21 protein-coding genes are annotated in these 20,667 nt (G+C 45.3%); 5 read left to right on the forward strand and 16 right to left on the reverse strand.

The window, feature by feature from the left end; translation table 11 throughout:
* Positions 1–132 precede the first annotated feature (132 nt).
* The 4 genes from AC3WRW_RS21410 to lepB form a co-directional block, all read right to left on the reverse strand.
* Positions 133–1,746: a copper amine oxidase N-terminal domain-containing protein gene (locus tag AC3WRW_RS21410; RefSeq protein ID WP_492548327.1), complete on the reverse strand. Its 1,614-nt coding sequence runs from the start codon at positions 1,744–1,746 to the stop codon at positions 133–135.
* A 245-nt stretch (positions 1,747–1,991) separates the two neighbouring features.
* The gene (locus tag AC3WRW_RS21415) at positions 1,992–2,594 is read right to left on the reverse strand and encodes a histidine phosphatase family protein (RefSeq protein ID WP_492548328.1); all 603 of its coding nucleotides are present in this window, start codon (positions 2,592–2,594) and stop codon (positions 1,992–1,994) included.
* Positions 2,595–2,798: 204 nt separating this feature from the next.
* Complete coding sequence (locus AC3WRW_RS21420) at positions 2,799–3,353, reverse strand: nucleoside/nucleotide kinase family protein (RefSeq protein WP_492548329.1); 555 nt, start codon at positions 3,351–3,353, stop codon at positions 2,799–2,801.
* Between the two features lie 48 nt (positions 3,354–3,401).
* Positions 3,402–5,180 (reverse strand): signal peptidase I, encoded by a 1,779-nt coding sequence (gene lepB / locus AC3WRW_RS21425; RefSeq protein WP_492548330.1) that lies wholly within the window; start codon positions 5,178–5,180, stop codon positions 3,402–3,404.
* 275 nt (positions 5,181–5,455) lie between these two features.
* On the opposite strand from lepB, the gene AC3WRW_RS21430 reads away from it, so the two are divergent.
* Positions 5,456–5,875, forward strand: a complete 420-nt coding sequence (locus AC3WRW_RS21430) for a GNAT family N-acetyltransferase (RefSeq protein WP_492548351.1) — start codon at positions 5,456–5,458, stop codon at positions 5,873–5,875.
* Here AC3WRW_RS21430 and AC3WRW_RS21435 read toward each other — a convergent pair.
* Both AC3WRW_RS21435 and AC3WRW_RS21440 read right to left on the reverse strand, forming a co-directional pair.
* On the reverse strand, positions 5,859–6,782 hold the full coding sequence (locus AC3WRW_RS21435; RefSeq protein WP_492548331.1) for a LysR family transcriptional regulator: 924 nt from the start codon (positions 6,780–6,782) through the stop codon (positions 5,859–5,861). The two genes, AC3WRW_RS21430 and AC3WRW_RS21435, sit on opposite strands and share 17 nt — an antisense overlap.
* A gap of 109 nt (positions 6,783–6,891) precedes the next feature.
* Positions 6,892–7,530, reverse strand: a complete 639-nt coding sequence (locus AC3WRW_RS21440) for an HD domain-containing protein (protein ID WP_492548332.1) — start codon at positions 7,528–7,530, stop codon at positions 6,892–6,894.
* Positions 7,531–7,748: 218 nt separating this feature from the next.
* On the opposite strand from AC3WRW_RS21440, the gene AC3WRW_RS21445 reads away from it, so the two are divergent.
* Both AC3WRW_RS21445 and AC3WRW_RS21450 read left to right on the forward strand, forming a co-directional pair.
* Complete coding sequence (locus tag AC3WRW_RS21445) at positions 7,749–7,964, forward strand: hypothetical protein (RefSeq protein WP_492548352.1); 216 nt, start codon at positions 7,749–7,751, stop codon at positions 7,962–7,964.
* Positions 7,965–8,210: 246 nt separating this feature from the next.
* On the forward strand, positions 8,211–8,975 hold the full coding sequence (locus AC3WRW_RS21450; protein WP_492548333.1) for an SDR family oxidoreductase: 765 nt from the start codon (positions 8,211–8,213) through the stop codon (positions 8,973–8,975).
* 67 nt (positions 8,976–9,042) lie between these two features.
* Here the strand turns inward: AC3WRW_RS21450 and AC3WRW_RS21455 are convergent, their stop codons facing one another.
* Complete coding sequence (locus AC3WRW_RS21455) at positions 9,043–9,609, reverse strand: VanZ family protein (RefSeq protein ID WP_492548334.1); 567 nt, start codon at positions 9,607–9,609, stop codon at positions 9,043–9,045.
* Positions 9,610–9,766: 157 nt separating this feature from the next.
* Here AC3WRW_RS21455 and AC3WRW_RS21460 point away from each other — a divergent pair, with 157 nt between their 5' ends.
* Positions 9,767–10,171 (forward strand): VOC family protein, encoded by a 405-nt coding sequence (locus AC3WRW_RS21460; protein WP_492548335.1) that lies wholly within the window; start codon positions 9,767–9,769, stop codon positions 10,169–10,171.
* A gap of 82 nt (positions 10,172–10,253) precedes the next feature.
* On the opposite strand, the gene AC3WRW_RS21465 is transcribed toward AC3WRW_RS21460, so the two are convergent.
* The 9 genes from AC3WRW_RS21465 to AC3WRW_RS21505 all read right to left on the reverse strand — a co-directional run bounded on the left by AC3WRW_RS21465 (position 10,254) and on the right by AC3WRW_RS21505 (position 17,808).
* The gene (locus AC3WRW_RS21465) at positions 10,254–11,525 is read right to left on the reverse strand and encodes a TRAP transporter large permease (protein ID WP_492548336.1); all 1,272 of its coding nucleotides are present in this window, start codon (positions 11,523–11,525) and stop codon (positions 10,254–10,256) included.
* Positions 11,525–12,016, reverse strand: coding sequence for a TRAP transporter small permease (locus AC3WRW_RS21470; protein ID WP_492548337.1), 492 nt, complete (start codon positions 12,014–12,016; stop codon positions 11,525–11,527). The genes AC3WRW_RS21465 and AC3WRW_RS21470 overlap by 1 nt, the downstream gene beginning before the upstream one ends.
* 32 nt (positions 12,017–12,048) lie before the next feature.
* A complete protein-coding gene (locus tag AC3WRW_RS21475) occupies positions 12,049–13,083 on the reverse strand; it encodes a TRAP transporter substrate-binding protein (RefSeq protein WP_492548338.1) in 1,035 nt (344 codons plus the stop codon).
* 51 nt (positions 13,084–13,134) lie between these two features.
* Positions 13,135–13,830 (reverse strand): 4-carboxy-4-hydroxy-2-oxoadipate aldolase/oxaloacetate decarboxylase, encoded by a 696-nt coding sequence (locus AC3WRW_RS21480; RefSeq protein WP_492548339.1) that lies wholly within the window; start codon positions 13,828–13,830, stop codon positions 13,135–13,137.
* Positions 13,830–14,561: a PIG-L deacetylase family protein gene (locus AC3WRW_RS21485; protein ID WP_492548340.1), complete on the reverse strand. Its 732-nt coding sequence runs from the start codon at positions 14,559–14,561 to the stop codon at positions 13,830–13,832. The genes AC3WRW_RS21480 and AC3WRW_RS21485 overlap by 1 nt, the downstream gene beginning before the upstream one ends.
* Before the next feature lie 107 nt (positions 14,562–14,668).
* Positions 14,669–15,307, reverse strand: coding sequence for a GntR family transcriptional regulator (locus tag AC3WRW_RS21490; RefSeq protein WP_492548341.1), 639 nt, complete (start codon positions 15,305–15,307; stop codon positions 14,669–14,671).
* A gap of 118 nt (positions 15,308–15,425) precedes the next feature.
* Positions 15,426–15,806 (reverse strand): RidA family protein, encoded by a 381-nt coding sequence (locus tag AC3WRW_RS21495; RefSeq protein ID WP_492548342.1) that lies wholly within the window; start codon positions 15,804–15,806, stop codon positions 15,426–15,428.
* A gap of 28 nt (positions 15,807–15,834) precedes the next feature.
* A complete protein-coding gene (locus AC3WRW_RS21500; protein WP_492548343.1) occupies positions 15,835–16,797 on the reverse strand; it encodes a VOC family protein in 963 nt (320 codons plus the stop codon).
* 117 nt (positions 16,798–16,914) lie between these two features.
* Positions 16,915–17,808 carry a helix-turn-helix transcriptional regulator gene (locus AC3WRW_RS21505; protein ID WP_492548344.1) on the reverse strand — a complete coding sequence of 298 codons (894 nt, stop codon included), beginning with the start codon at positions 17,806–17,808 and terminating at the stop codon, positions 16,915–16,917.
* Positions 17,809–17,953: 145 nt separating this feature from the next.
* Here AC3WRW_RS21505 and AC3WRW_RS21510 point away from each other — a divergent pair, with 145 nt between their 5' ends.
* The gene (locus AC3WRW_RS21510) at positions 17,954–20,656 is read left to right on the forward strand and encodes an MGH1-like glycoside hydrolase domain-containing protein (RefSeq protein ID WP_492548345.1); all 2,703 of its coding nucleotides are present in this window, start codon (positions 17,954–17,956) and stop codon (positions 20,654–20,656) included.
* Positions 20,657–20,667: the final 11 nt, after the last annotated feature.

Genomic DNA, 20,667 nt, shown 5'->3' on the forward strand with positions numbered 1-20,667 from the left:
ACATACCCCTCGCTGAAAAATACGGCCTCTCCTCAATGGATAACGGCAGCTGCTCGTTTGCCAACTGCCGCCGGCACGTTTTTCTCTAGTAACAAAAAAGCCGTCAATGAATTGACGACTTAAACTATCCTTCTAATCCCTTGTTACCTGAATCATTCGCATTTCTTCGTTCCACTCCGTCTTTCCGCCGAACTGAGTGACGATGAAGGTCAACGGAACAAAACTCTGGTCATCTTTTGTTAACACCGCTTGTTCCATGACCATGTTTTTGCCATCCACGATCGCTTCATTACTCCCAACGTGCAAAACAATTTTCCGCGAGGTCTCGGGATCGGTTATCGTAATGTTTTGCGTGACGGAGTCCCAAGCCACTTCGGCATTTAAGCGCTCACTGATGAACCGTGTCGGCACCATGGTTACCCCATTTTCGATAAAAGGCTGGTGCGATTTAGGGAAATACTGCCCGTTGCCCAGAAATAGAGGGAATGACACCTTCCCTATTTTCAGATCTTGTTTCAGCAGTTGATAGATCGCCGATTTTTGGTCGAAATTTTTCAATATATCATGTGGCTTTGACGTTTGATCCAGAACCAGACTTCCTCCGTCCGTTGCAATCACGTCCGCCTTTACTTTGCCGTTCACGTTCCAGTTCTCCGATGACATCGTAATCTTCACAGCAGAGACCCCTTGCGTATCCTCTAACTGCGGCGCAACCATCACGGTTGTGTTCGACTTCCGCAGCTTAAGGCTGTTGTCGAAGTAAAGATCCGTATTCATATACGAACTCTCGTTAAATGTGGCTTCCCAAGGCTTCTTATCCCCATGGCCAAGACTTTCCAAGGCGACAAGCAGAATAACAAATACCTGCTTCACTTCGGTGTGGATCACTTCAATTGCACTATCGCGATCGTCCAACACGGCTTTGACTCCGGTCATGATCGGTTCCACGGTTGATTTGAATTGATTCAACGGGCTGATGCCAAGGTTTGGCATATCGTCCATCTCATCTAAATCATCGGCATCTTTCGAAAAGTTTTCCTTCTTAGACGAATCCGCCGCCAGCGCCTTCTCCCACTCCGCCGAAATCATCGGATACAGGGCGTCATACAGCTGACCGATCAACTCTTTGAGCGCCTGATCATCCTTCATCATATTTTTGATGAGCGATTTTGCCAACGGCAGCAGCTCTTTTCCTGTAATTTCTCCATGCAGCTTATGTAAGGATACCTGCTCCCCGTTGATCGTTTCGACCACATTGTCTACATTCAGCTTGCTTGGGTTGGGTAACTGTTTGATCAAATATGACATGATGCTGTTCGACAGTTTCCCGTCGCTAAACTTCGTCTGCAGCTCGGTTACGAACGATTTCATCGAAGCGTTGGAAGCTTCATCTTGAAGCTGGAAGACGATCGGCTTTTTGCCTCCATCGATTTGCAGAACTATTTGTTCTTCCGTCACTGAAGCTTGGAAAGGGATTTTATATGTGCTGATAGACGCCAAACCCTTAATTGAAACCCGTGTGGAGCTTTCCATCTTGATCGAATCGAATTTAAGCTTCGTTGTTTCAAATAATTTAAGCATGGCCTGTTCTTCTGCTGGAACTTTAGCCTTTTCATCCCGTATGAGATTGAGCGAGAACTCGCCTGTGCCTTCCATAGATTTCGCGATAACAGCCTCCGTCAGCGCTTTGTTAACGTCGAAGTCTCCAATGGACTTGCACCCGCTTATCATAATTACCAATGCCACGAATAATACAGAAATTCTCTTTGTCCAACTCCGCTCCTTCACAGACTCACCTGTCCCTCTCTCTAAAATAGATACTGAAATGACATCCAGAGTTAATGTATTCGACACACTGGAAAATTTTCCTTTTTACACGGAATGTTAGTTAAATCGTAAATCTATGTTACTGCCCTTTGACATAGAAAAGGCAGCCGATTATGGTCGTCTGCCTCATTTGTCTTTATTGTGCTAACGCTCTCCGTTAGAGCTTAATTATATAAATGGGAAGTCTCAGCAAATTCAATCAATTTAAATTTCTTGGCATCACATCTAATTTTAGTTATAGAGCATTCTGCCACCAAATTGCTTTGTTCAGTTATAAAATTCGGGCGTGTACGATTCAGCTCATCATGAGAAATTTCATTTAACAAAAAGTCTGTAATCAATCCGCCGTGAGTAACTATTGCAATACTTTCATGTGGAAATTGAACTGATAATTCGATTAAGCATGAAGACAATCGATCGCCAGCCCTTCTCGCGGAATCACCGACAGGAGGCATAAAATCTCTTTCCCTCGTGCATTGATTCCATAGATCAACAAACTCCTCAAAAGTTTGCCCCGGTATGTCTCCCCAATTGGCACGCTCTCGTAAGCGAATATCCTCAACGATTGGTATTTGGGTCGCATCTCCAATAATTTGAGCGGTTTGTTTTGCTCTGTTAAGTGGACTGCTGAATATTCTAGATAGGGGTATTTTATTAAAATGGCTTGCCGTCACATTGGCTTGCTCTAAACCTTCTGCTGAGATAAAGACATCACCAACATCTTTTTCTTTAATAGCGTGTCTAACAAGGTAAAAATCAGTGCTCATTTTATCCCTCCTCTTAAACACTTTAATATACATCTAATTAGCCATCCATCTAATTAGATAATACAATTGTTCTGGATGATTGGAAAGATAAAAATAAATTAATCTGCCGTTAAAATAAGGAAACAATCACTCCAAACCATTATAGAATTCTCGTATCAAATGGCTATAATCGTTTTCCTCCAAAGGAAGCTAAACCGTCCCCATTTATTTGTCTCTGTTTTTGATTTCGTCTAGTATGTGATTTACGATTATTGAAGTTGGTAATGAACCATCAATCACAATGTCTGAATTGAGTTTGACTGTCCTTTCCATTTCTAAATATGCTTCCCTTCCACGTGATAGATAGTTCATTAAATCTTTTCTTACATTGTCAATTGGACTTTCGGAAAAATCTCTTAGTATTCGTCTTGCCATTGCAACATCCAATGGAGTGTCAATATATACAGAGAAATCAACGAAGCCGCTTATTCCTTTATTCAAATAAGCAAAAGGATAGTCAAGCAAAATATAATGAAGAGGTAGGGCATGGTCATAATAAAGTGACTGAATATCATGAATTAACGGGGTGAGATTCCATTCATTGTAATCTGCTCCTCGATCAACCCACTCACAAATGTCATCTGGACACTGCTCAAAATCGTAGTCATCAAAAAATAATGCCTTTGAGTTGTTTAACTGACCACTTAAGTGCTTGGTTGTTGTTGTCTTTCCTCCACCAGAAACAGATGCAATTGATATTACAAGTGGGCTTCTTTTCACAATATTTACACCTACCTTTGGAACTGTCGCTCCACTAATAAAACCGAACTATTCAGATTCCACGATATCGATGCCTTGAATAACCACATTCTCTTTCGGTTTGCTTTTTTCGTTATAATTGTCCTGCAGCCCGACTGGAACATCAGCAATCGCCAGCACTGTATCAAATCCATTTGTCACCTTGCCGAATATGGTGTAGTTCGGGTATTGGTCCAGATTACGGCTGTCTTCTCCCGTGCAAATGAAAAACTGGCTTCCATTCGTATTCGGCCCGGCATTCGCCATCGCAACAATCCCCGGCTCGTAAGTGTAAGAAGTCTTCAGCTCGTCTTCGAAGGCATAGCCCGGTCCTCCTCGTCCCGTGCCTGTTGGGTCGCCCCCCTGGATCATGAATGACTTGATCACCCTGTGGAAAATAACGTCGTTATAAAATCCTTGCCTCGCTAGAAAAACAAAGTTGTTCACCGTCTTCGGCGCCGTATCGGCGAACATTTCGATGGTGAAGTCGCCTTTGTTCGTATGTACTTGAGCCTGATACTTTTTCGAAGTGTCGATGGTCATGGCGGGTGAGCTCTTATAGGTTTTGTCCGCCAGCGGAGCTGGGTCCGGGTTCGCCTGCTTCGTTCCTTGAGGCGGATGCTCTACCTCGCTCGGGGTGTATTTATGCTCGACGTGAATAATTTTCCCAACAATTTGCTTCAGTGTGACAGGGCCGACCGTTGAAGAACGACTGTCGATGCTGTCATTGTAATTGTCGCCGATCACGAACACTTGATCGATGCCTAGGGCCATCTCCGCCTGATCGATCTTGTTCCCCGGAAGCATATTGGACGTTAAGCGTTCGCCGTTCACATTCACATTCTCCCGATCTATGCGAATCGTTTCTCCCGGAAGCCCTATCACCCGCTTCATCGACAGCTTGCCGTCCAGCCCTTCAAACACGATCAGGTCGTTTCTCGAAACAGGATGAAGCTGGTTATATTGCTTGTCCACCCATGTCCGCTCCCCGTCCGCGATGGTCGGCATCATGGAATTATCCTGCGCGATAAAACGTGTGTAACGATTTGTTTTCGACAGATCCTTGGCGGATTCGAGAGTGGCTAGAATCGCTTTCAGAGCCGGAACATCCTCGGTTTGTGCTTTATCCAACTGCTGCTTGACCTGTTCGACTAATGTCTGGCCTTCCCGGTCTTTCTTATTCGGATCGGCTCCATGCTGAACGAATAGCTTTACCAACTCGGGCTTTTTCTCGTATATGGCCACTTCCATCTCATTTGGCGCAAAAGAGTAAACTGGATTGGGCATATCCGGGATAGCTCCGTAATCCAGCAAAAGCTTTACCATCTCGATATTATTGTTAAATGACGCCATCTCCATTGAAGAGATACCGTCGTTTCTATTGGCAAAGTTGGGTCCGCCCCCGTTCTCGAGCCAATATTTGACCTTTTCGAGGTTATTCGCGATCACCTCTCGGTACACGTAGTAACTTTTATCCGTCACGATATTGACATGATTCGTAGCCGGGTCCCACGTAACGTCTCCCCCTGACGCTTCCCCCAGAAACCGGATGGGCACATACGTCGAGCCATTTACGAGGCGGGGCGCAGCGGGCAGTTCCTTCTCCACTCCATTGATATAGGCTTTGCGGCTGCCCACCTGCATTTGAACCTTCATATTCGGTGCGGTGCCCGTCACGGACAAGCTCGTCTGTTCCCACTGTACGGCGAAGCCAAGCGCTTCGAAAGAAGGCCGAAATTGAACGAGTGTATTTCCTTCTTCAACTATAGGAAGTTGATCATAAATGACCTGATATTCATTGACGAACACCCTAACTGGTTCATCCGCATGCACGGCGGGAGCCAGACAAAACTGGAGTAGACATAGAAAGATTCCTAACTTGAAATACCGCAGCATCATAGCACCTCTATCGTTTCGTAGTAGCTTTCTACAAGATTTTACCACACATTAAAAAATATCTGTTATCGAACTATCGTTCTCCGTTATTTGAACAAGTCATCTTTGTTGTCTATAATAGCATCTATGAATCAGACAAGTTGTCACGTTTTTTTAAAAAACCATATAAAGAAAGCGAGCGTGAAGATGTGAATATTAGAGCAGCAAATGAATCCGACTATCCAGTTTTAAGAAACATATATTTGGAATCCCGTCGTAAAAGTTTTCATTGGGCGGATATAGAAGCAATGACATTGGAGGATTTTGATAAGCATACGGAAGAAGAGTATATCTTATTAGTTGAGGAGAATAATCAAATCCTCGGATTTGCTTCTCTGTATTTGCCGGATAACTTTATCCATAATTTATTCGTCCACCCCGATTTCTCCGGTAAAGGTGTTGGGGGTCTGCTGCTCCATGCCTCTATAGAAAAAATGAAAAAACCGATCCGATTGAAGTGCGTTTCCGAAAATCATGCGGCGATGAAATTTTATGAGAGTAAGGGCTGGAATAAAGTCGTTGAAGAAGGTAGTCCGGGCGAAAAATATTGGGTTATGGAATACAATTAATCCCAGCCCCGTCGCTCGAACCCAGACCTTGATCGGCAATGGTTTGTTTTAGCAGCCGAATGAATTGCTGCGCCGCGAAGCCGATATATTTCTCTTTATGATAGATAAGCCCAATCTGCCTGCGGACAGACGGGTTTTCAATTTTGATCATTCTGAGCTTATCATTGCCCCACATGTGCAGCAGCGTTTTCGATAGAATCGATACCCCCGCTTCCGCCAGCACAAGATTAAGGATGGACTCCGCCGCATCTGTTTCAATAATCGGGCGAAGCGGTGCATCGATCTGTTTGAAGGCCGCATCAATCTGCTGGCGGCACTGATAATTTTTCGGAAAAAGGATGAACGGCTCATCTTTGATCTGCTCCAATCGGATCGTTTGCTGATCCGCCAGGGAATGTCGGTGTGAAACGGTCACATACAATTCCTCCTCATATAAAGGAACAATTGTCAGCCGCTCGTCATGGATCGGGACAATCGTCAGAGCGATATCGATTTCATTTTGAATGATGCCATCTACGCTATCATCCTTACCAACCACGGTAAGATGAATATTGGGGTATTGTTGGTGAAAAGAGAACAGCAAGGAAGATACAAGTTGGTTAAGCTCCCCTTTCAACACACCGATCGACAGCTTCCCGTACTTCACCTCCTGAAGCTCGTGAATTTCCTCCATAGCGCTCTGGATGCTCTGAAAAATTTGCGTGCCGTGCCGGAACAAAATTTTGCCCGCCTCTGTCAAGGCGGTCTTCTTCCCAATCCGGTCGAATAGCGGCACCCCCATTTCGATTTCCAATGCCTTGATCTGATGGCTTAGCGTCGGCTGGGTTACCCCTAATTGCTCGGACGCGCGGGTGAAGTGCAGCTCCTTGCATACGGCCATAAAATATTCCAATTGTCTAATTTCCATCTATAAGTCCCCCTAAACGGCAGTATCTCCAGGTTTATGACACCAATCATTGGCATGACGAGACCGGAAAAAACACCCGGTATTTTGGATGTTTTTTCCGGTCTCGTCATTATTCTTTCCAAGGCGAATGCAAAACGCAATCACAGAAGTTCGTTCTCTGAAAGCCCGGCATCAGCATAGCGCACACATCGGCCTTGATGTTGCCGAAGGTGGTCTCCGGTTTATGCTTGAAGCCTTCGAGAAATGCAGGCAATATCTTGTGTTTGAAGTTGTCTCTAGGAAATGCCGTCACAACTTGCTGCCGAATATCCTTAGTGAGGCTATCAAAATTTTCTCCCATTACATCGTAGCCGACACCGGAATAAATCAGCGCAACCTCAGGCTCTTTATACTGGGCAATGCCGATAGTCGTATGAAGAGCTACTGCATCCCATACCAATTGGATCGACTCCGCCGAAACCCCATGCGACTGAAGATAGCTGCGAGCGGCATTCGCACCATCTACCTCAAAGCGTTTGTCCGGGCTGCTGTAATGCTTAGTCAGACCCAAATCATGGAATAGAGCACTGATGTAAAGCAGCTCGGAATCAAATTTGACCCCGGCATTTTGCCCTTGCAGGGCGCCAAATAAAAATACGCGGTGGGAGTGGTTCCATAATAAATCATTGCCGTGCTCGCGAAGCAGTTCGGCTGCCCCCGCCGCCAACTTGCTGTCCGGAATTTTAATATCTGCGACAGTACTCCCCATATCTTCATCCTCCTTGGCGTTTCAATTTGCTTGCACCTTGATTGTATAACGCAGATGAACTATTGATCAATGTTATCATTTCTATAATAACGATAGATATTACGCATGATAAATATGTATTTAATCCGCCTATAAAGTTTAATAACGCCCCATGGTATCCACCGTATAATTCGAGTTATGCTGAGAAAAGCAAATTCGAAAATTACTGGAGGATCATAATGATTAGACATACAGGCATTCCAGCAGATTTCCTGAAGGAAACATCACAGAATCCCATAATTACGACGATATTCACCGCTGATCCCTCTGCCCACGTCTGGGAGGACGGCAAAGTTTACATCTATGCTTCTCATGATATGGATCCGGCAAGAGGCTGCGATCTTATGGACAGATATCATGTATTCTGCTTGTCATTCGCACTTCCTCCTATTTGATCTTAATAAGCCAGTAAATGTACAAACGCATAATGCTCTTTCTTTATAACCTCCTTTCACTTGTTTTTATGGCTGCTTAACCACATCACTAACATTCTAGATGATTTTTGAAAACGCTAACATAAGTGAATATTAAACAATCGAGGCTAAAATTGGCCAATCTCTAAGTCATAATTTAGAGAGCAACATTTCAAAAGTCCCCCTGTGATATAACTAGATATGAATTCAGAACAAGGAGATGAGAGAATGAGTCGTTTGAAAGGGAAAGTCGCTCTAGTAACAGGTGCAAGCCGGGGGATCGGCCGGAGCATTGCGCTGCGTCTGGCTCAGGACGGCGCATGTGTCGCCGTGCATTATGGAAAAAGACGGAATGAAGCGGAGGAAGTGGTTCGTACCATTCAACAAAGTGGCGGGGACGCATTCGCAATTGGTGCGGACATAAGCACTCTTAACGGTATACATGATTTATATACGGCGTTGGATGAAAATCTTCGGGAACGTACAGGCAGCGACCGGTTCGATATTCTTGTGAATAACGCAGGAATCGGTCAAATTATTTCAATAGAAGAGATGACGGAGCAATCTTTTGACGAGGTCATGGACATTAATGTTAAAGCACCGCTTTTTGTTACCCAACAAGCTTTGCCGCGTCTGAAAGATGGGGGTCGCATTATCAATATCTCATCGTTTGTTACAAGAGTGGCTTCACCGAGTGTTTTTGCCTATAGCATGTCAAAAGGAGCAATCGACACATTTACGCACATGTTGGCTCAACAACTTGGCAGCCGGAATATTACGGTGAATGCCATCCAGCCTGGCATTATTAATACAGAGATGAATGCGGGGGCGCTCCAAGATCCGAATGGACAAAAGTCTGCCGCGGGTCTTTCAACTTTCAAAAGGTGGGGGGAGCCGGAAGATGTGGCCGATATTGCCGCTTTTCTCGCCTCATCGGATAGTCGTTGGATAACCGGCCAAATGATTGATGCAAGCGGTGGATCTCATCTGTAAATAAAACGGGTTCGGAAGCCTCGCTGAAGAGCAAGGCTTTCGAACCCTCACTTAATTATACAGCAATTCAGAGTCTCAATCTCACCATGAATAATAAATAGAATATAACAGGTAATCCGATAGCAGATAGGATTGTGATTACGGTACGTACTTTATTTTCATCGCGTAATATTAACGCTAAAAACTTATACCCTAAAATACCAATCCATCCACCCAAACCATTTAAAATGATGTCATCAATGTCTGATGTTCCGATGCCCAAAAGCCCCTGAGTGATTTCAACAAATAAACTCACAAAAAATATAACCAACAGATTGGGGATTATTCTTTTGTCCTTTTTGAATAATAACAAATAAGTACCAAAAGGAATAAAAATAGCTATATTACCAACCACATTACTAAAAGCGAATTTTTTTAAAGTCGCAGAATCGCCAAATATATATTCCTTTATACTATAAAAAGGAATAAGATTGATTGACCTAGTTACTGTCCTATGACTATTAAACATCTCCAGAAATGAAACTCTTGATAAGAACAATAATTTAATTAAAAAAACGATATAAAAAATAAAAACACCATATAAAATGATTGTTTGAATTCGTCCTCGCTTATTCATAATACCCCCATTTTTCATTTCATCCCTGCTTATTCTCTGACGTTCAGTTCATAAATTAAGTTCACGGCTATACTGACATACTGTTGTCAGCAGCGTTTTTTTATAATCGGAGTATCCCCAGAAGGGTATGATACAGGTAAGATTGTATCATTTATTATAGGAAGGATGATAGCTCGTGAATTTTGCTTCTGTACGTATCATTACCGACGACGTGGATCGTCTCGTTGAGTTCTATGAAAAAGTTTTGGGTGTTTCAGCGGAACGCCCCGCGCCCGTCTTTGCCGAACTCGTTCTGCCATCGTGCACCCTGGCGATCGGCCACTCCCAGACGGTGCAGCTGTTCGGCGCTGGTTCCGCAGTGGCGGCCGACAATCACACGGTCATCCTCGAGTTCCGCGTCCACGATGTCGATGCCGAATACGAACGCTTGAAACCGGTTGTCGATGAGTGGGTAAAGGAACCGACCACGATGCCGTGGGGGAACCGTGCTGTGCTGTTTCGCGATCCCGACGGAAACCTGGTTAACCTCTTCACACCGGTGACCGAGGAAGCGATCAAACGGTTCAGCGGTAGGCATTGACAGACAAAGAGACCATAGCAATGAGCTATGGTCTCTTCATTTTCACTAGGAGGAATCCGTTTGGCTGAGAAAGCATCCTATTTTACTTCATAAAGCTTGGAAGCCATGTCGTTACCCATGGAATATAAGTGACTGCAAACAGAACTAAAAGAGCCACGATTAAAAACGGGATAACTGCCTTCGAAAGGGTCTCATATTTCACATTGCCCACCGCACTGCCAATCGATATGACGGCTCCGACAGGCGGATGAAGCAGCCCTATCGTAGCATTCAAGCAAACAACGACGCCAAAGTGAATCGGATCGATATGGAAAGCGGCGACAAGCGGCATGAAAATGGGCAGCAATACGATCAGTACAGCCATCTCATCCATAATGATGCCAATGACCAGCAAGAACAAGTTGACAAGCATTAAGAAGACATATGGATTAGTCGTAAGTCCTCCCATGTAGGCCACAATCTTCTGTGGAATTTGGTCAAAAGCCAGCACCCAGCCAAACAGGCTGGCCATCGCAAGCAGCAGCGTTACCGAGGAGGTGGAGATAGCGGCATTCGTCAATATTTTGGGGAAATGACTCCACTTTAGATCCTTGGTCACGAATATGCCTAATGCGATAGCAAGAAAGCAGGCGATACCAGCACTCTCAGTAGCTGTAAATATACCCGACAGGATACCTCCGATAATCACTAACGGCACCAACAAAGCGGGAATAACTCGTATAAAACAGGCAACCGTTTCCTTCATGGTTGCCCGAGGCAAGCGAGGGAACTGATGTTTATACCCCAAATAGGCGATCAATAGAATAAAGGAACCCGCCAAGAGAATCCCTGGAATAATACCGGCCAGAAACATCTTGCCCACCGATACACCAGAACCGACAGAATAAATGATAAACAGCATGCTTGGTGGAATGATCGGTCCCAGCAAGGAAGAAGCCGCCGTTGTGGCGGCCGCAAACTCCCTGCGGTACCCCTCTTTCTCCATCTCCGGCACCATGACCCTGGTCATCATCGCGGTTTGTGCCGTTGCCGAACCCAAGATGGACGCAAGCACCATATTAGCAATGACGTTGACATAGGCAAGCCCGCCGCGATAATGGCCCAATATATTTTTGGAGAGATTGATTAAGCGGGTCGTAATCCCGCCGGAGTTCATCAATTCTCCAGCAAGCATGAATAAAGGGATGGCCAGTAGCCCGTAATTTTCCACGCCCGAAAATAGATGCTGAGGAATATTCGAAAGCAATGCCGTATTCCCAGTGCTCACGATGTACACTAAACTGGTGATGCCGAGAATGAGAGCAATTGGAACTCGGATAAACAACAGGACAAAGAACACGATTAGTATCAACATTAGGATTCCTCACTTTGTTCGGATGGATCTGCTGAAAAGCATAGAGCCAGCGAGTGAATGCTCATCAAACAGAAGCTGAGAGGGATGACCACATACGGCACGATCATCGACATCCCTGTGGTTGATTTTTGCTTGAGCACCATCGGTTTGATAATCCATTGAAAGGATGTATAAAACAGATATATACAAAATAATAAAGTTATCGTAGCGCCTATCAGAATAAGAGGTTTGCTGAGCCGTGGGGGAATCCGTTCCATAACCAAACTAACGGCTGCAGCCTTCTTCCTATGTATACTCATGCTTCCACCAACAAAGGTAATCCAGACAAGCGCATATAAAGCAAATTCATCGCTCCAGCTTAGAGGGGAGTTAAGAAAGTATCGGAAGATAACCCCAATCGTAACGAGTGAAACCATTAGACTTAGCAAGACAACAGCCAGAATACGTTCAAAAGCATAAATCGAACTACTTAATTGCTTGATAAATTTCATATCTGTTCCTCTCATCCGTAAGGAATTAAGTGCTACTTCTTGTTCTGCTCGATGAACGCTTTAATCGCTGGATTTTTGTCGGCATATTTCTTATAAATCGGATCAATGACGGGCTGTAATGCCGCTTTGTTCGCATATGAAGTAATAGATACATTCTTTTGCTTTAACTGATCAATTTTCGCCTGTTCTGTTTTAATAGCTTCTTGAATTCCCCAATTCACTGCAGCCGTCATTGCTTCTCTGACGATCTTTTGATCGTCTGCGCTAAGTTTGTTGAACGTCGTTTTGCCTGCAATCGCAACCTCCGGGAAGGTCATATGATTCGTCAAGGTGAGATGAGGAGCATTTTCATAAAATTTCTGAGATAACAAAGCATCTATATCCGCATCGACTCCATCGATAACACCAGTTTGCAAGGCCATATACACTTCAGGCAGGGCAATCGAAGCAGGTCCTGCGCCTGCGCCTTTCCAGAACTCTTCGAATAACGGACTAGCCGGAATACGAATTTTCTTTCCTTTCACATCTTCAAGGCTGTTCATTGCTCCCGATTTCATAAGCAGGTGGCGATTCCCAGCGAATAAGTAATCCAAACCGACAAGATCGATTTTATCCAGGTCACTTAACATTTGCTTAGCTGCTGCGCTGTTTTTGGCTTCTGCTGCTGCTTTTACATCCGCAAACATGAAGGGTAGGAACCAGCCGTTTAACGATTCCGATTGGCTTGCCATATAACCGTTACTGATAATGGCAAAATCTAAGGATCCCGTCTGGACCTGCTGTACCATTTCCTTCTCCTTACCAAGCTGCGCTGCCGGGAAAATATCCAGCTTCATACGTCCGTCAGATCGTTTGGAAAGTTCCTCTTTGAATTTCTCGGCTGTTAAATGTTTGATATGAGTCATCTGAACTTCATGGCCTAGCTTAAACGAATAAGCCGGTTTATTGCCTGAAGATTTATCCTCTTTTGTTCCCGTGTTCTGCGACGTTTGGCTGCTGCAAGCATTTAGCAGGCTGGTAAAAACACATACAGTGGCTAGTACAGAAATAAATTTTTTCATATTCATGAGTAAGCCTCCCTAATCATCGTTATTTAAGCGCTTTCATTTAGCGTGATGTTAGTTCCTCTGTAATTCCGAGTCGTAGTAGACGACATTTTCCTTCTTCAATACTTCACGCAAGTTATAAAAGTCAAGGCTCAATTCTCCGCGATCGATTTTTTGTTTCGTTCCCTCTTCCTTCAAGATCCGCTGATTAGAAGCTTCAAGTACGAGCTCAGCCTCCTGAAAGGGCACGACAACAACTCCGTCTTCATCAGCAATCACGATATCGCCGGGCATCACAGACGTACCCCCGCATACTATAGGGCTATTCACCCAGCCTCCTCTTGCTTTGGTCGTTCCCATGGAATGAACTCCTCTGCTCCAAACCGGGAAGCCCATCTCTCTAAGCTGAGCGACATCGCGAATGCCAGCATCGATAACGATCCCCTTAACACCTCTTCGCATAAATGCTTTCACGATTAATTCACCAATCATACCGTGAACGCTAGCGCCAATGTTAGCAATTACCACAATATCGCCGGGCTGACATACTTCAATCGCTGCATGAATCATCAAGTTATCGCCGGCATGGCATAGTACCGTTACGGCAGATCCGCAAATTTGTGCAGGAACAGTAGCTGGTTTCAGCTCGTGACTCATTAGCCCTGCTCTTCCTTGAGCTTCATATACCGTGGAAACGTCCAAGTGCTCATATTCACTCAAAAGCTCAGCGGAAGGTCTTGAAATTTGACGAACGACGTATTTTTCCATTAGATGAACTCACCTCCTACATAAGGGAAGAACCGGCTGAATGCTTCTGCAACCTGGTACTGCTTTTGGCCCGAACAGCGACGTGCATGATTGCCTCTGAGCTGCGCCTTAGCCCCGTAATAATCGATTAGATGCTGCTGAGCTTTAAAACAATTCATTGCCGCTTTCTTTTGCTCATAAGTTTCCGTAATATCGATGATGACATCGGGCTTAAAATCACTGATTTCCGATTGATGAGGCTCAAATCCGAACAGTTTCGATTGAGGGGCTGTCGGGTATCCTTCCAATCTGACGCCATTCGATGTAGAGAGCACACTGGCATCAAAAACATATCTGGAAACCGTCTCGTGATCAGGGTTAAAGGCATCTTTGGGGCCGTGAGTCACAATAATTTGGGGCTGTACTTCGCGAATTTTCTTTGTTAATCGTTCCATTCGCTCTTCTGTAATGGTCATATGATAGTCTTCATAGTCCCAGATTTCCACGTCCGTTATTCCCAGGTGATTAGCTGCCTGCTCGATCTCTTCTCTACGAATGCGCTTCACATTCTCCAGCGTTTGACTAGGGATATTCCATAGATCGTTAGACTCTCCTCTAGCCCCATAGCTCAGAATCAAAAGCGAAACTTGCGCTCCGTGCTTCGCATATTTAGCAAGCGTACCGCCAGATCTCCATACGAAATCAGCTGCATGGGCGCTTACGGCGAGAAGTTTCGTATTGTTATCTATCATAGTTTTTTTCGCTCCTCAAAATTTATATACAATATTGTTCAACAATTTTTTCGAAAATAAGAATCCCCTTACCTCAATATTAAAATTAAAACACCTCCATCCCCTAACTAGATTAAATAGTTGTAGTTTCGTTCAATGGTCAAGCTAATATTGTTGATATGCTGCATGATGGCCTGTTCTGCTGCATCTGCATCTCGCGTTGCGATCGCTTCATAAATCCGCATATGTTCGCCAAATGATTCGTCATCTCTGCCAGGTAACATAATCGTTCTGAGATGCAGCCGGCTTAGCTGAGTTTTAATCATAATAATCAGATCAACGGCCTGCCGGTTCCGAGATGCCTCATAGATAATCTGATGAAACTCTTTATTTAACCTCGAGTATTCGTCATACAGATTACTTGTGAGACAAGATTTCATTTGTGCAATAATTTCTGTTAACTGCTTAACATTGCTTTCGCTAATATGTTGGACGGCAGAGCGAATGGATAGTCCCTCAAGAACTCTGCGTATGGATAAATAATTCAATATTTCCTCTAAGGTAAAATCCTTAATCGTAGCCCCTTTGTTCTTCTCGATGGCTACCAAATTCTCTTGTTCCAGCTTCAGCAGCGCTTTAATAACCGTATTTCGACTGACCCCAATCTCTTCTGTGAGCTGCATTTCTGTCACTTTCTGCGCAGGACGGAATGTTCCATTCAAGATCCGTTCCTTTATAAACTTGTAGGCAATGTCAACAGGTGTCATGGGATTCCTCTTTTCATCGTCAAAATTGACCTTCAATATAGGTAATCAATCTTTTAACTATACCTATTCCTTCATTAAAGTGTCAATTATTCATTGCGACCAAAAACTTTTCCGTACTTTACAACACAGCCGTCATTTCGATCTGTACTCTAAGCCCTTCTCTTAACTCTTGAACCGTACTATGTCTGGTTGGCCTATTATTTTCGTCTGGAAACATTTTCAGCCATTCTTCATTAACAACTTTCTTATAAGCACGATCTGTCAATAGTACGCTTAAATGAGCGATATCATCCGTAGTGCCTCCGGCAAGCGCCATGATTTCTCTGATGTAATGAAAAAGATTAGCCGTCTCATCGTGAACGCTTTCCGGCATCTCACCTGTCTCCGGATCTGATCCGATGATCGCAGATGTGAAGACCATGTTACTGATCTTCACTGCCGTCGGGATCGGATTTTTATGATGGGAACCCTTCACATGTAGAACCTCTCGTTTTGCCATACACATAATGCCTCCTCATGTCTTAAAATTACTTCGGATCGACCGGTGGCGTTCCATAAGAATGAAAGCTAGGGACCGTTTTATTTCCCCAAGCTTGCCCTTTAGCCCGATCAGCCTCTGTCCAGGTAATCGTTTTCCAGTCAGGCGCAAGAACAAGATACCCGCCGGAGCAGATCTCAATTCGATTTCCCCCTGGCTCGTAAACGTATACAAAATATGTCTGGTTAATAGCATGCTTACTAGGAGAGAATTCGATAAAAACGCCGTGATCCACGAATAGATTCGCCGCTCTCCAAACTCCTTCGTTAGTGTCTACCGAGAAAGCGATGTGATGGAAACGTCCCCGCGAGCCTGTCGCATCTAATGTATAAACGACTTCATAGGACTTATTATTAGGTGAATACCACAGCCCGGGACGGCGTCCATCGTTTAACTGAATCTGCTCCGTTAACCGCAAGCCAAGTACGCTTTCAGCGAAATCCCCATCCGCTTCCGGATTTGAGGATAAGTAATTGATATGATCCAAGTGCTTTACGGCTACACCGTGACCTGTAAACTTCTGCGGCTGGTTCTTAAGTGCAGGGCGTAAATGTTCTGGTGGATCATAAGCTTCTGAATCATAATATAACTCCATTAGATGCCCGTCTTGACCGCGGTATTGATAAGCTTTTCCATGGCCTATGTCACCATTCACCCAGCCAATCCCCAAGCCAGTCGCTTCAATTGCGCGGACACTTCTCTCTAATGCTTGCCGATTCATCGTTCTCAAGGCCGTATGGCCGACCCCTGCTTGTGCCGATTCGGTTAAGATTAAGGAGTATTGCTCATAGTCCCCCCAACAGCGAAGATAGATGGAATTGCCCTTTCGCGCCACTTCCTGCATGCCAAGAATATCTGTAAAAAAAGCTAAACTTTCCTCCAATTTAGGCGTTAGCAGTTCTACATGTCCCAGATGAGCAATGTCACGGCTGCGTTCTTGTTCATTGATCATTCTCGAGTTCCTTTCATCAAAATTGTTCAACAATCTTGTTCATTAAAATTATAATCAATAAATGTAACCGCTGTCAATAATAATTTTAATTAAGCTTTTTCGTTTGGTTACATATCTTTAAAGTTTAGGAAGGGTTCGTTTCTCAACAAACTGCCTCGGCGAGCAGCCGAAATGCCTTTTGAACAATTGATAAAACTGAGCTGGACTGGTAAACCCTACTTTGCCGCTAATTTCAGTTACAGACCACGCCTCTGTTAGCAAGAGCTGCTCTGCTCGTTTCATTCGGCGCATCTGGACGTAGGACGTAAACGTCATACCCATTCCTCTTTTGAACAACTTGGCAAAATAGCTGCTGTTATAGTTCAGCTTGTTGCTTATATCCGCAAGTTGGAAAGATACTTCCAACTGTTGTTCGATATAGATAAGTGCAGGACGCAATTTCTCCGCTAGCTGTGGATCCATCGGTTTTATGATGTGGTCATCATCAATCTGAATTAACGTATACAGGAGCTTTTTCAAGCTAGCATTTATAGAGAGCTCGTAGCCCCGCTGTTGTATCGTCATATCGAGCAGCATCTGATGGATAAGTTGGTGAATGACCTGTACGCTTGCCGGATATTTGTGCAGCGTTTCATTAATCTGTGTTAAATTGGCCGAGCGGCCGGTAAATGCGGCGAGATACGGAAGCAAGGATGGATCCATAAAAGCTGCCATATCAACATGGCAGACGATATACAGCAAATCAGTATGTCCATGTTTATGGGATCTGTGCAGTTCATTGGAGCCGAGCATCACCACATTGCCAGCTTGCAGATGATAACTGAGATGTGTGGTTTCCATCGTCAGGCTGCCTTGCAGCACAGCGATCAACTCCACCTCTTCATGATAGTGCCAGGGCCCATATTGATCGGATGGTTGGCTAGGTTGATGTAAGGTCCATATTTTCATCCGGAAATTGGGATCTTCATAATCCACATGTTCTTTATCGTAAGCTGTCAGATTCACGGGCACGGGGATCCTCCTGCACTTCATTGTTACTCCCATCATAGCATGAATGTCCGTTTTCAAGATAATTGAAGCTTATATCAAGAGGCATTTTGGCATGTACTCTTTTAAAATAAAGAGAAGAGCCTACATGTCGAAGGAGCGATAGACAATGCATGAGATCGAGACATTCCCTGATGACCATGATCTTAGACTGCCAGCTTGGGGACCTTATACCAAACAATACATGGGTATTTCCCATATCAGCGATCAAGCGCGAGGCTTGCGTTTTGATCTTAGTTTAATGCCTGGCTTCTACAGGAGAAAAATGGATATTCCCAACGTGCTGTGGGAATCCGGCTATCATCCATGGGAGGCAGCGGCGGATTACAGCTTCTTCTCCCACCGCCATGAGCTTGAATGGAAAGATCGCGTCTATACCGACATTTCCTTCAGCCGTATCGCTGATCAGTGCCGTCTGATTCGGGTATCCTTCGTGAACCAATCCGAGCATCAGCAAAACTTGGTACTGCACTGGATGGCTTCACTTCAGCCGCCTCGCCTTCTTGAGCACGGCGACGTACAGGTATGTGCAGATGCGCAGATGCCCGAGGGCGCTGTGTGGGTTGATGCGCTAGACTATAGCGAATTGAAATTCGCACGCCCGCGACCGTCGGACGGCTTGGTCTATGACGGTTTTCTTAGGGGAGAAATTCGAGGCCAGCATTTTACGGGGGGGTCCGCAATAGGATGCAGCTTCGGTGCCGACCAAGGCGACTTGCTGCGTTATGAGATAAATCTCGCAGAGCCTTTAAACAACGGCGTGTTTTTGCTGCGCTACCAAACGGAGAAAAGCGGGGAGCTTGAGCTTCAAATTGGACATCAAACATACCGATTCGATGTAGAGGCTTCCAGCTCCCTCTGGGTTGCCCGTCTACCGATCGGGGCGCTTGCAGCAGGAGACTTCACGCTCTCCTTATCTGCTTGCGGCTCCGGCCCCTTGATACTGGACGGCTTTACGCTAGTCGAGCACAACGCTGTCGAGGAGTTTGTCTTTGTCGACCGGTTCTGGCACATCGAGCCTGAATTACTGGAAGGGCCTGTTCCTGGCAGCCTGATCCTCCGTTATAAAGATTGCCCGTATCATTACGGCCTTTTATGGAACTACCCCCATGTAGAGATACGGCAATACAAAAACGACGAGTTGGATCGGTATGCCCGTCACACGGTGCATAACCATGTTGATGCCGTCTTGCAGGGTAATGGCAAGGGTCACTTTACGAATGTGTTCATGCGTCCCATTCATGTCGAACCAGCTTCATCGAAGATCCTTCATGGCATGGTCTGTTCCGGGACGTACGAAGAAGTGCTTGCCTCCTTAACAGCGGTTTCGCTGGACTACGATAAATGCGAAGCCATTTATAAAGCTGAACATGCGAAGTTAATTCCGCCTCCCTCTTATGCGGCCGGTAACACCTATGCGTTTAGCCAGCAGCTTATGCGGGCTACGCTGCTAACCAATACCGTCTTCCCTGTTTACACCAAACGCAGGTATATTCGCCACAGTACGCCAGGGCGCTGGTGGGATTCCCTATATACATGGGATTCAGGGTTTATCGCACTCGGGTTCTCCGATTTGGATGCAGGGCGCTCCATAGATTGCTTGAATGCGTATATGACAGAACCTGGTGACCGCCAGGCTGCTTTCATTCATCATGGCAGCCCGGTGCCCGTGCAGCATTATGTGTTTCTTGAGCTGTGGAACCAAGGGCAGTCTCTCGCCTTCTTGCATCATTTTTATCCGCGATTACGTCAATATTACTTGTTCCTAGCCGGGAGAATTAACGGGTCTACTACTGGCCTACTGCGCTCCGGACTACTTAAGACATGGGATTACTTCTATAATTCCGGAGGGTGGGACGACTATCCGCCGCAAAAATATGTGCATGAGCAGACACTCGAAGCAACAGTTGCCCCTATTGTGACAACGAGCCAGGCCATTCGTATTGCTAAAATCCTGAAAATGGCTGCCGCAATGTCGGACAATTGGCAGGAAGACATAGGGGAATACGAGCAGGATATCGAACGATGGAGTCATGCTTTGGAGAAGCATGCGTGGGATGAAGAAGCCGGTTATTACGGCTATGTCGTGCATAGCGAGCAAGGTGAGCCGGAAGGTCCTCTACGGCACAGCTCCGGGGCCAATTACAACATGGGGATGGATGGGCTTTACCCGCTAGTAGCCGGCATCTGTACCAAATCGCGTGCGGATCGCCTGGTTGCCGCGCTGTTCGATGAAAAGCATTTATGGACGCCAATCGGCCTGTCCACCGTTGACCAAAGCGCGCCTTATTATCGGGCGGATGGCTATTGGAACGGTGCGGTTTGGATGTCGCATCAATGGTTTTTCTGGAAAACCATGCTCGATTTGGGTTACTCCGATCTTGCTTTCCGCATCGCGGATACCGCTTTAAACTTATGGAAGCGTGAGACCGAAGCCACCTACAACTGTTATGAGCACTTTATCGTGCAAACAGGCCGAGGCGCAGGGTGGCATCATTTCGGCGGTTTGTCGGCTCCGGTCATCAATTGGTTTGCGGCTTATTACCAACTTGGCAAAGTGTCCACCGGTTTTAATGTTTGGATGCTGCAGCAGTCCTTTAACGAAAGCTATACGGCGTATCAAGCGGAATTTCGCTATGCAAGTAAAGCCGAACAAGCCTTCAGCATCGTGGTCAACATGGCAGAAGGCGTGCGCTATGAGGTTGAAGGAACAGGGTGTACCGTGAACTGGACGATTAACAGCTGTGGTGGTGTAGAAATGTACATTACCGATTGCCTTCCGCAGGCCGCTGTGCGGATCCGAGCGTGTTAAATGATTTTTAG

It is taken from the genome of Paenibacillus sp. FW126-R14, assembly GCF_058789495.1.

Excerpts from the sequence above, each read along its gene's own strand:
- AC3WRW_RS21500 (WP_492548343.1), bottom strand. The coding sequence starts at position 16,797 with ATGATCAATGAACAAGAACGCAGCCGTGACATTGCTCATCTGGGACAT.
- AC3WRW_RS21475 (WP_492548338.1), bottom strand. The coding sequence starts at position 13,083 with ATGAATATGAAAAAATTTATTTCTGTACTAGCCACTGTATGTGTTTTT.
- AC3WRW_RS21440 (WP_492548332.1), bottom strand. The coding sequence starts at position 7,530 with ATGGGGAGTACTGTCGCAGATATTAAAATTCCGGACAGCAAGTTGGCG.
- AC3WRW_RS21490 (WP_492548341.1), bottom strand. The coding sequence starts at position 15,307 with ATGACACCTGTTGACATTGCCTACAAGTTTATAAAGGAACGGATCTTG.
- AC3WRW_RS21455 (WP_492548334.1), bottom strand. The coding sequence starts at position 9,609 with ATGAAAAATGGGGGTATTATGAATAAGCGAGGACGAATTCAAACAATC.
- AC3WRW_RS21465 (WP_492548336.1), bottom strand. The coding sequence starts at position 11,525 with ATGTTGATACTAATCGTGTTCTTTGTCCTGTTGTTTATCCGAGTTCCA.
- AC3WRW_RS21510 (WP_492548345.1), top strand. The coding sequence starts at position 17,954 with ATGCATGAGATCGAGACATTCCCTGATGACCATGATCTTAGACTGCCA.
- AC3WRW_RS21435 (WP_492548331.1), bottom strand. The coding sequence starts at position 6,782 with ATGGAAATTAGACAATTGGAATATTTTATGGCCGTATGCAAGGAGCTG.
- AC3WRW_RS21445 (WP_492548352.1), top strand. The coding sequence starts at position 7,749 with ATGATTAGACATACAGGCATTCCAGCAGATTTCCTGAAGGAAACATCA.
- AC3WRW_RS21470 (WP_492548337.1), bottom strand. The coding sequence starts at position 12,016 with ATGAAATTTATCAAGCAATTAAGTAGTTCGATTTATGCTTTTGAACGT.
- AC3WRW_RS21450 (WP_492548333.1), top strand. The coding sequence starts at position 8,211 with ATGAGTCGTTTGAAAGGGAAAGTCGCTCTAGTAACAGGTGCAAGCCGG.
- AC3WRW_RS21485 (WP_492548340.1), bottom strand. The coding sequence starts at position 14,561 with ATGATAGATAACAATACGAAACTTCTCGCCGTAAGCGCCCATGCAGCT.
- AC3WRW_RS21495 (WP_492548342.1), bottom strand. The coding sequence starts at position 15,806 with ATGGCAAAACGAGAGGTTCTACATGTGAAGGGTTCCCATCATAAAAAT.
- AC3WRW_RS21480 (WP_492548339.1), bottom strand. The coding sequence starts at position 13,830 with ATGGAAAAATACGTCGTTCGTCAAATTTCAAGACCTTCCGCTGAGCTT.
- AC3WRW_RS21415 (WP_492548328.1), bottom strand. The coding sequence starts at position 2,594 with ATGAGCACTGATTTTTACCTTGTTAGACACGCTATTAAAGAAAAAGAT.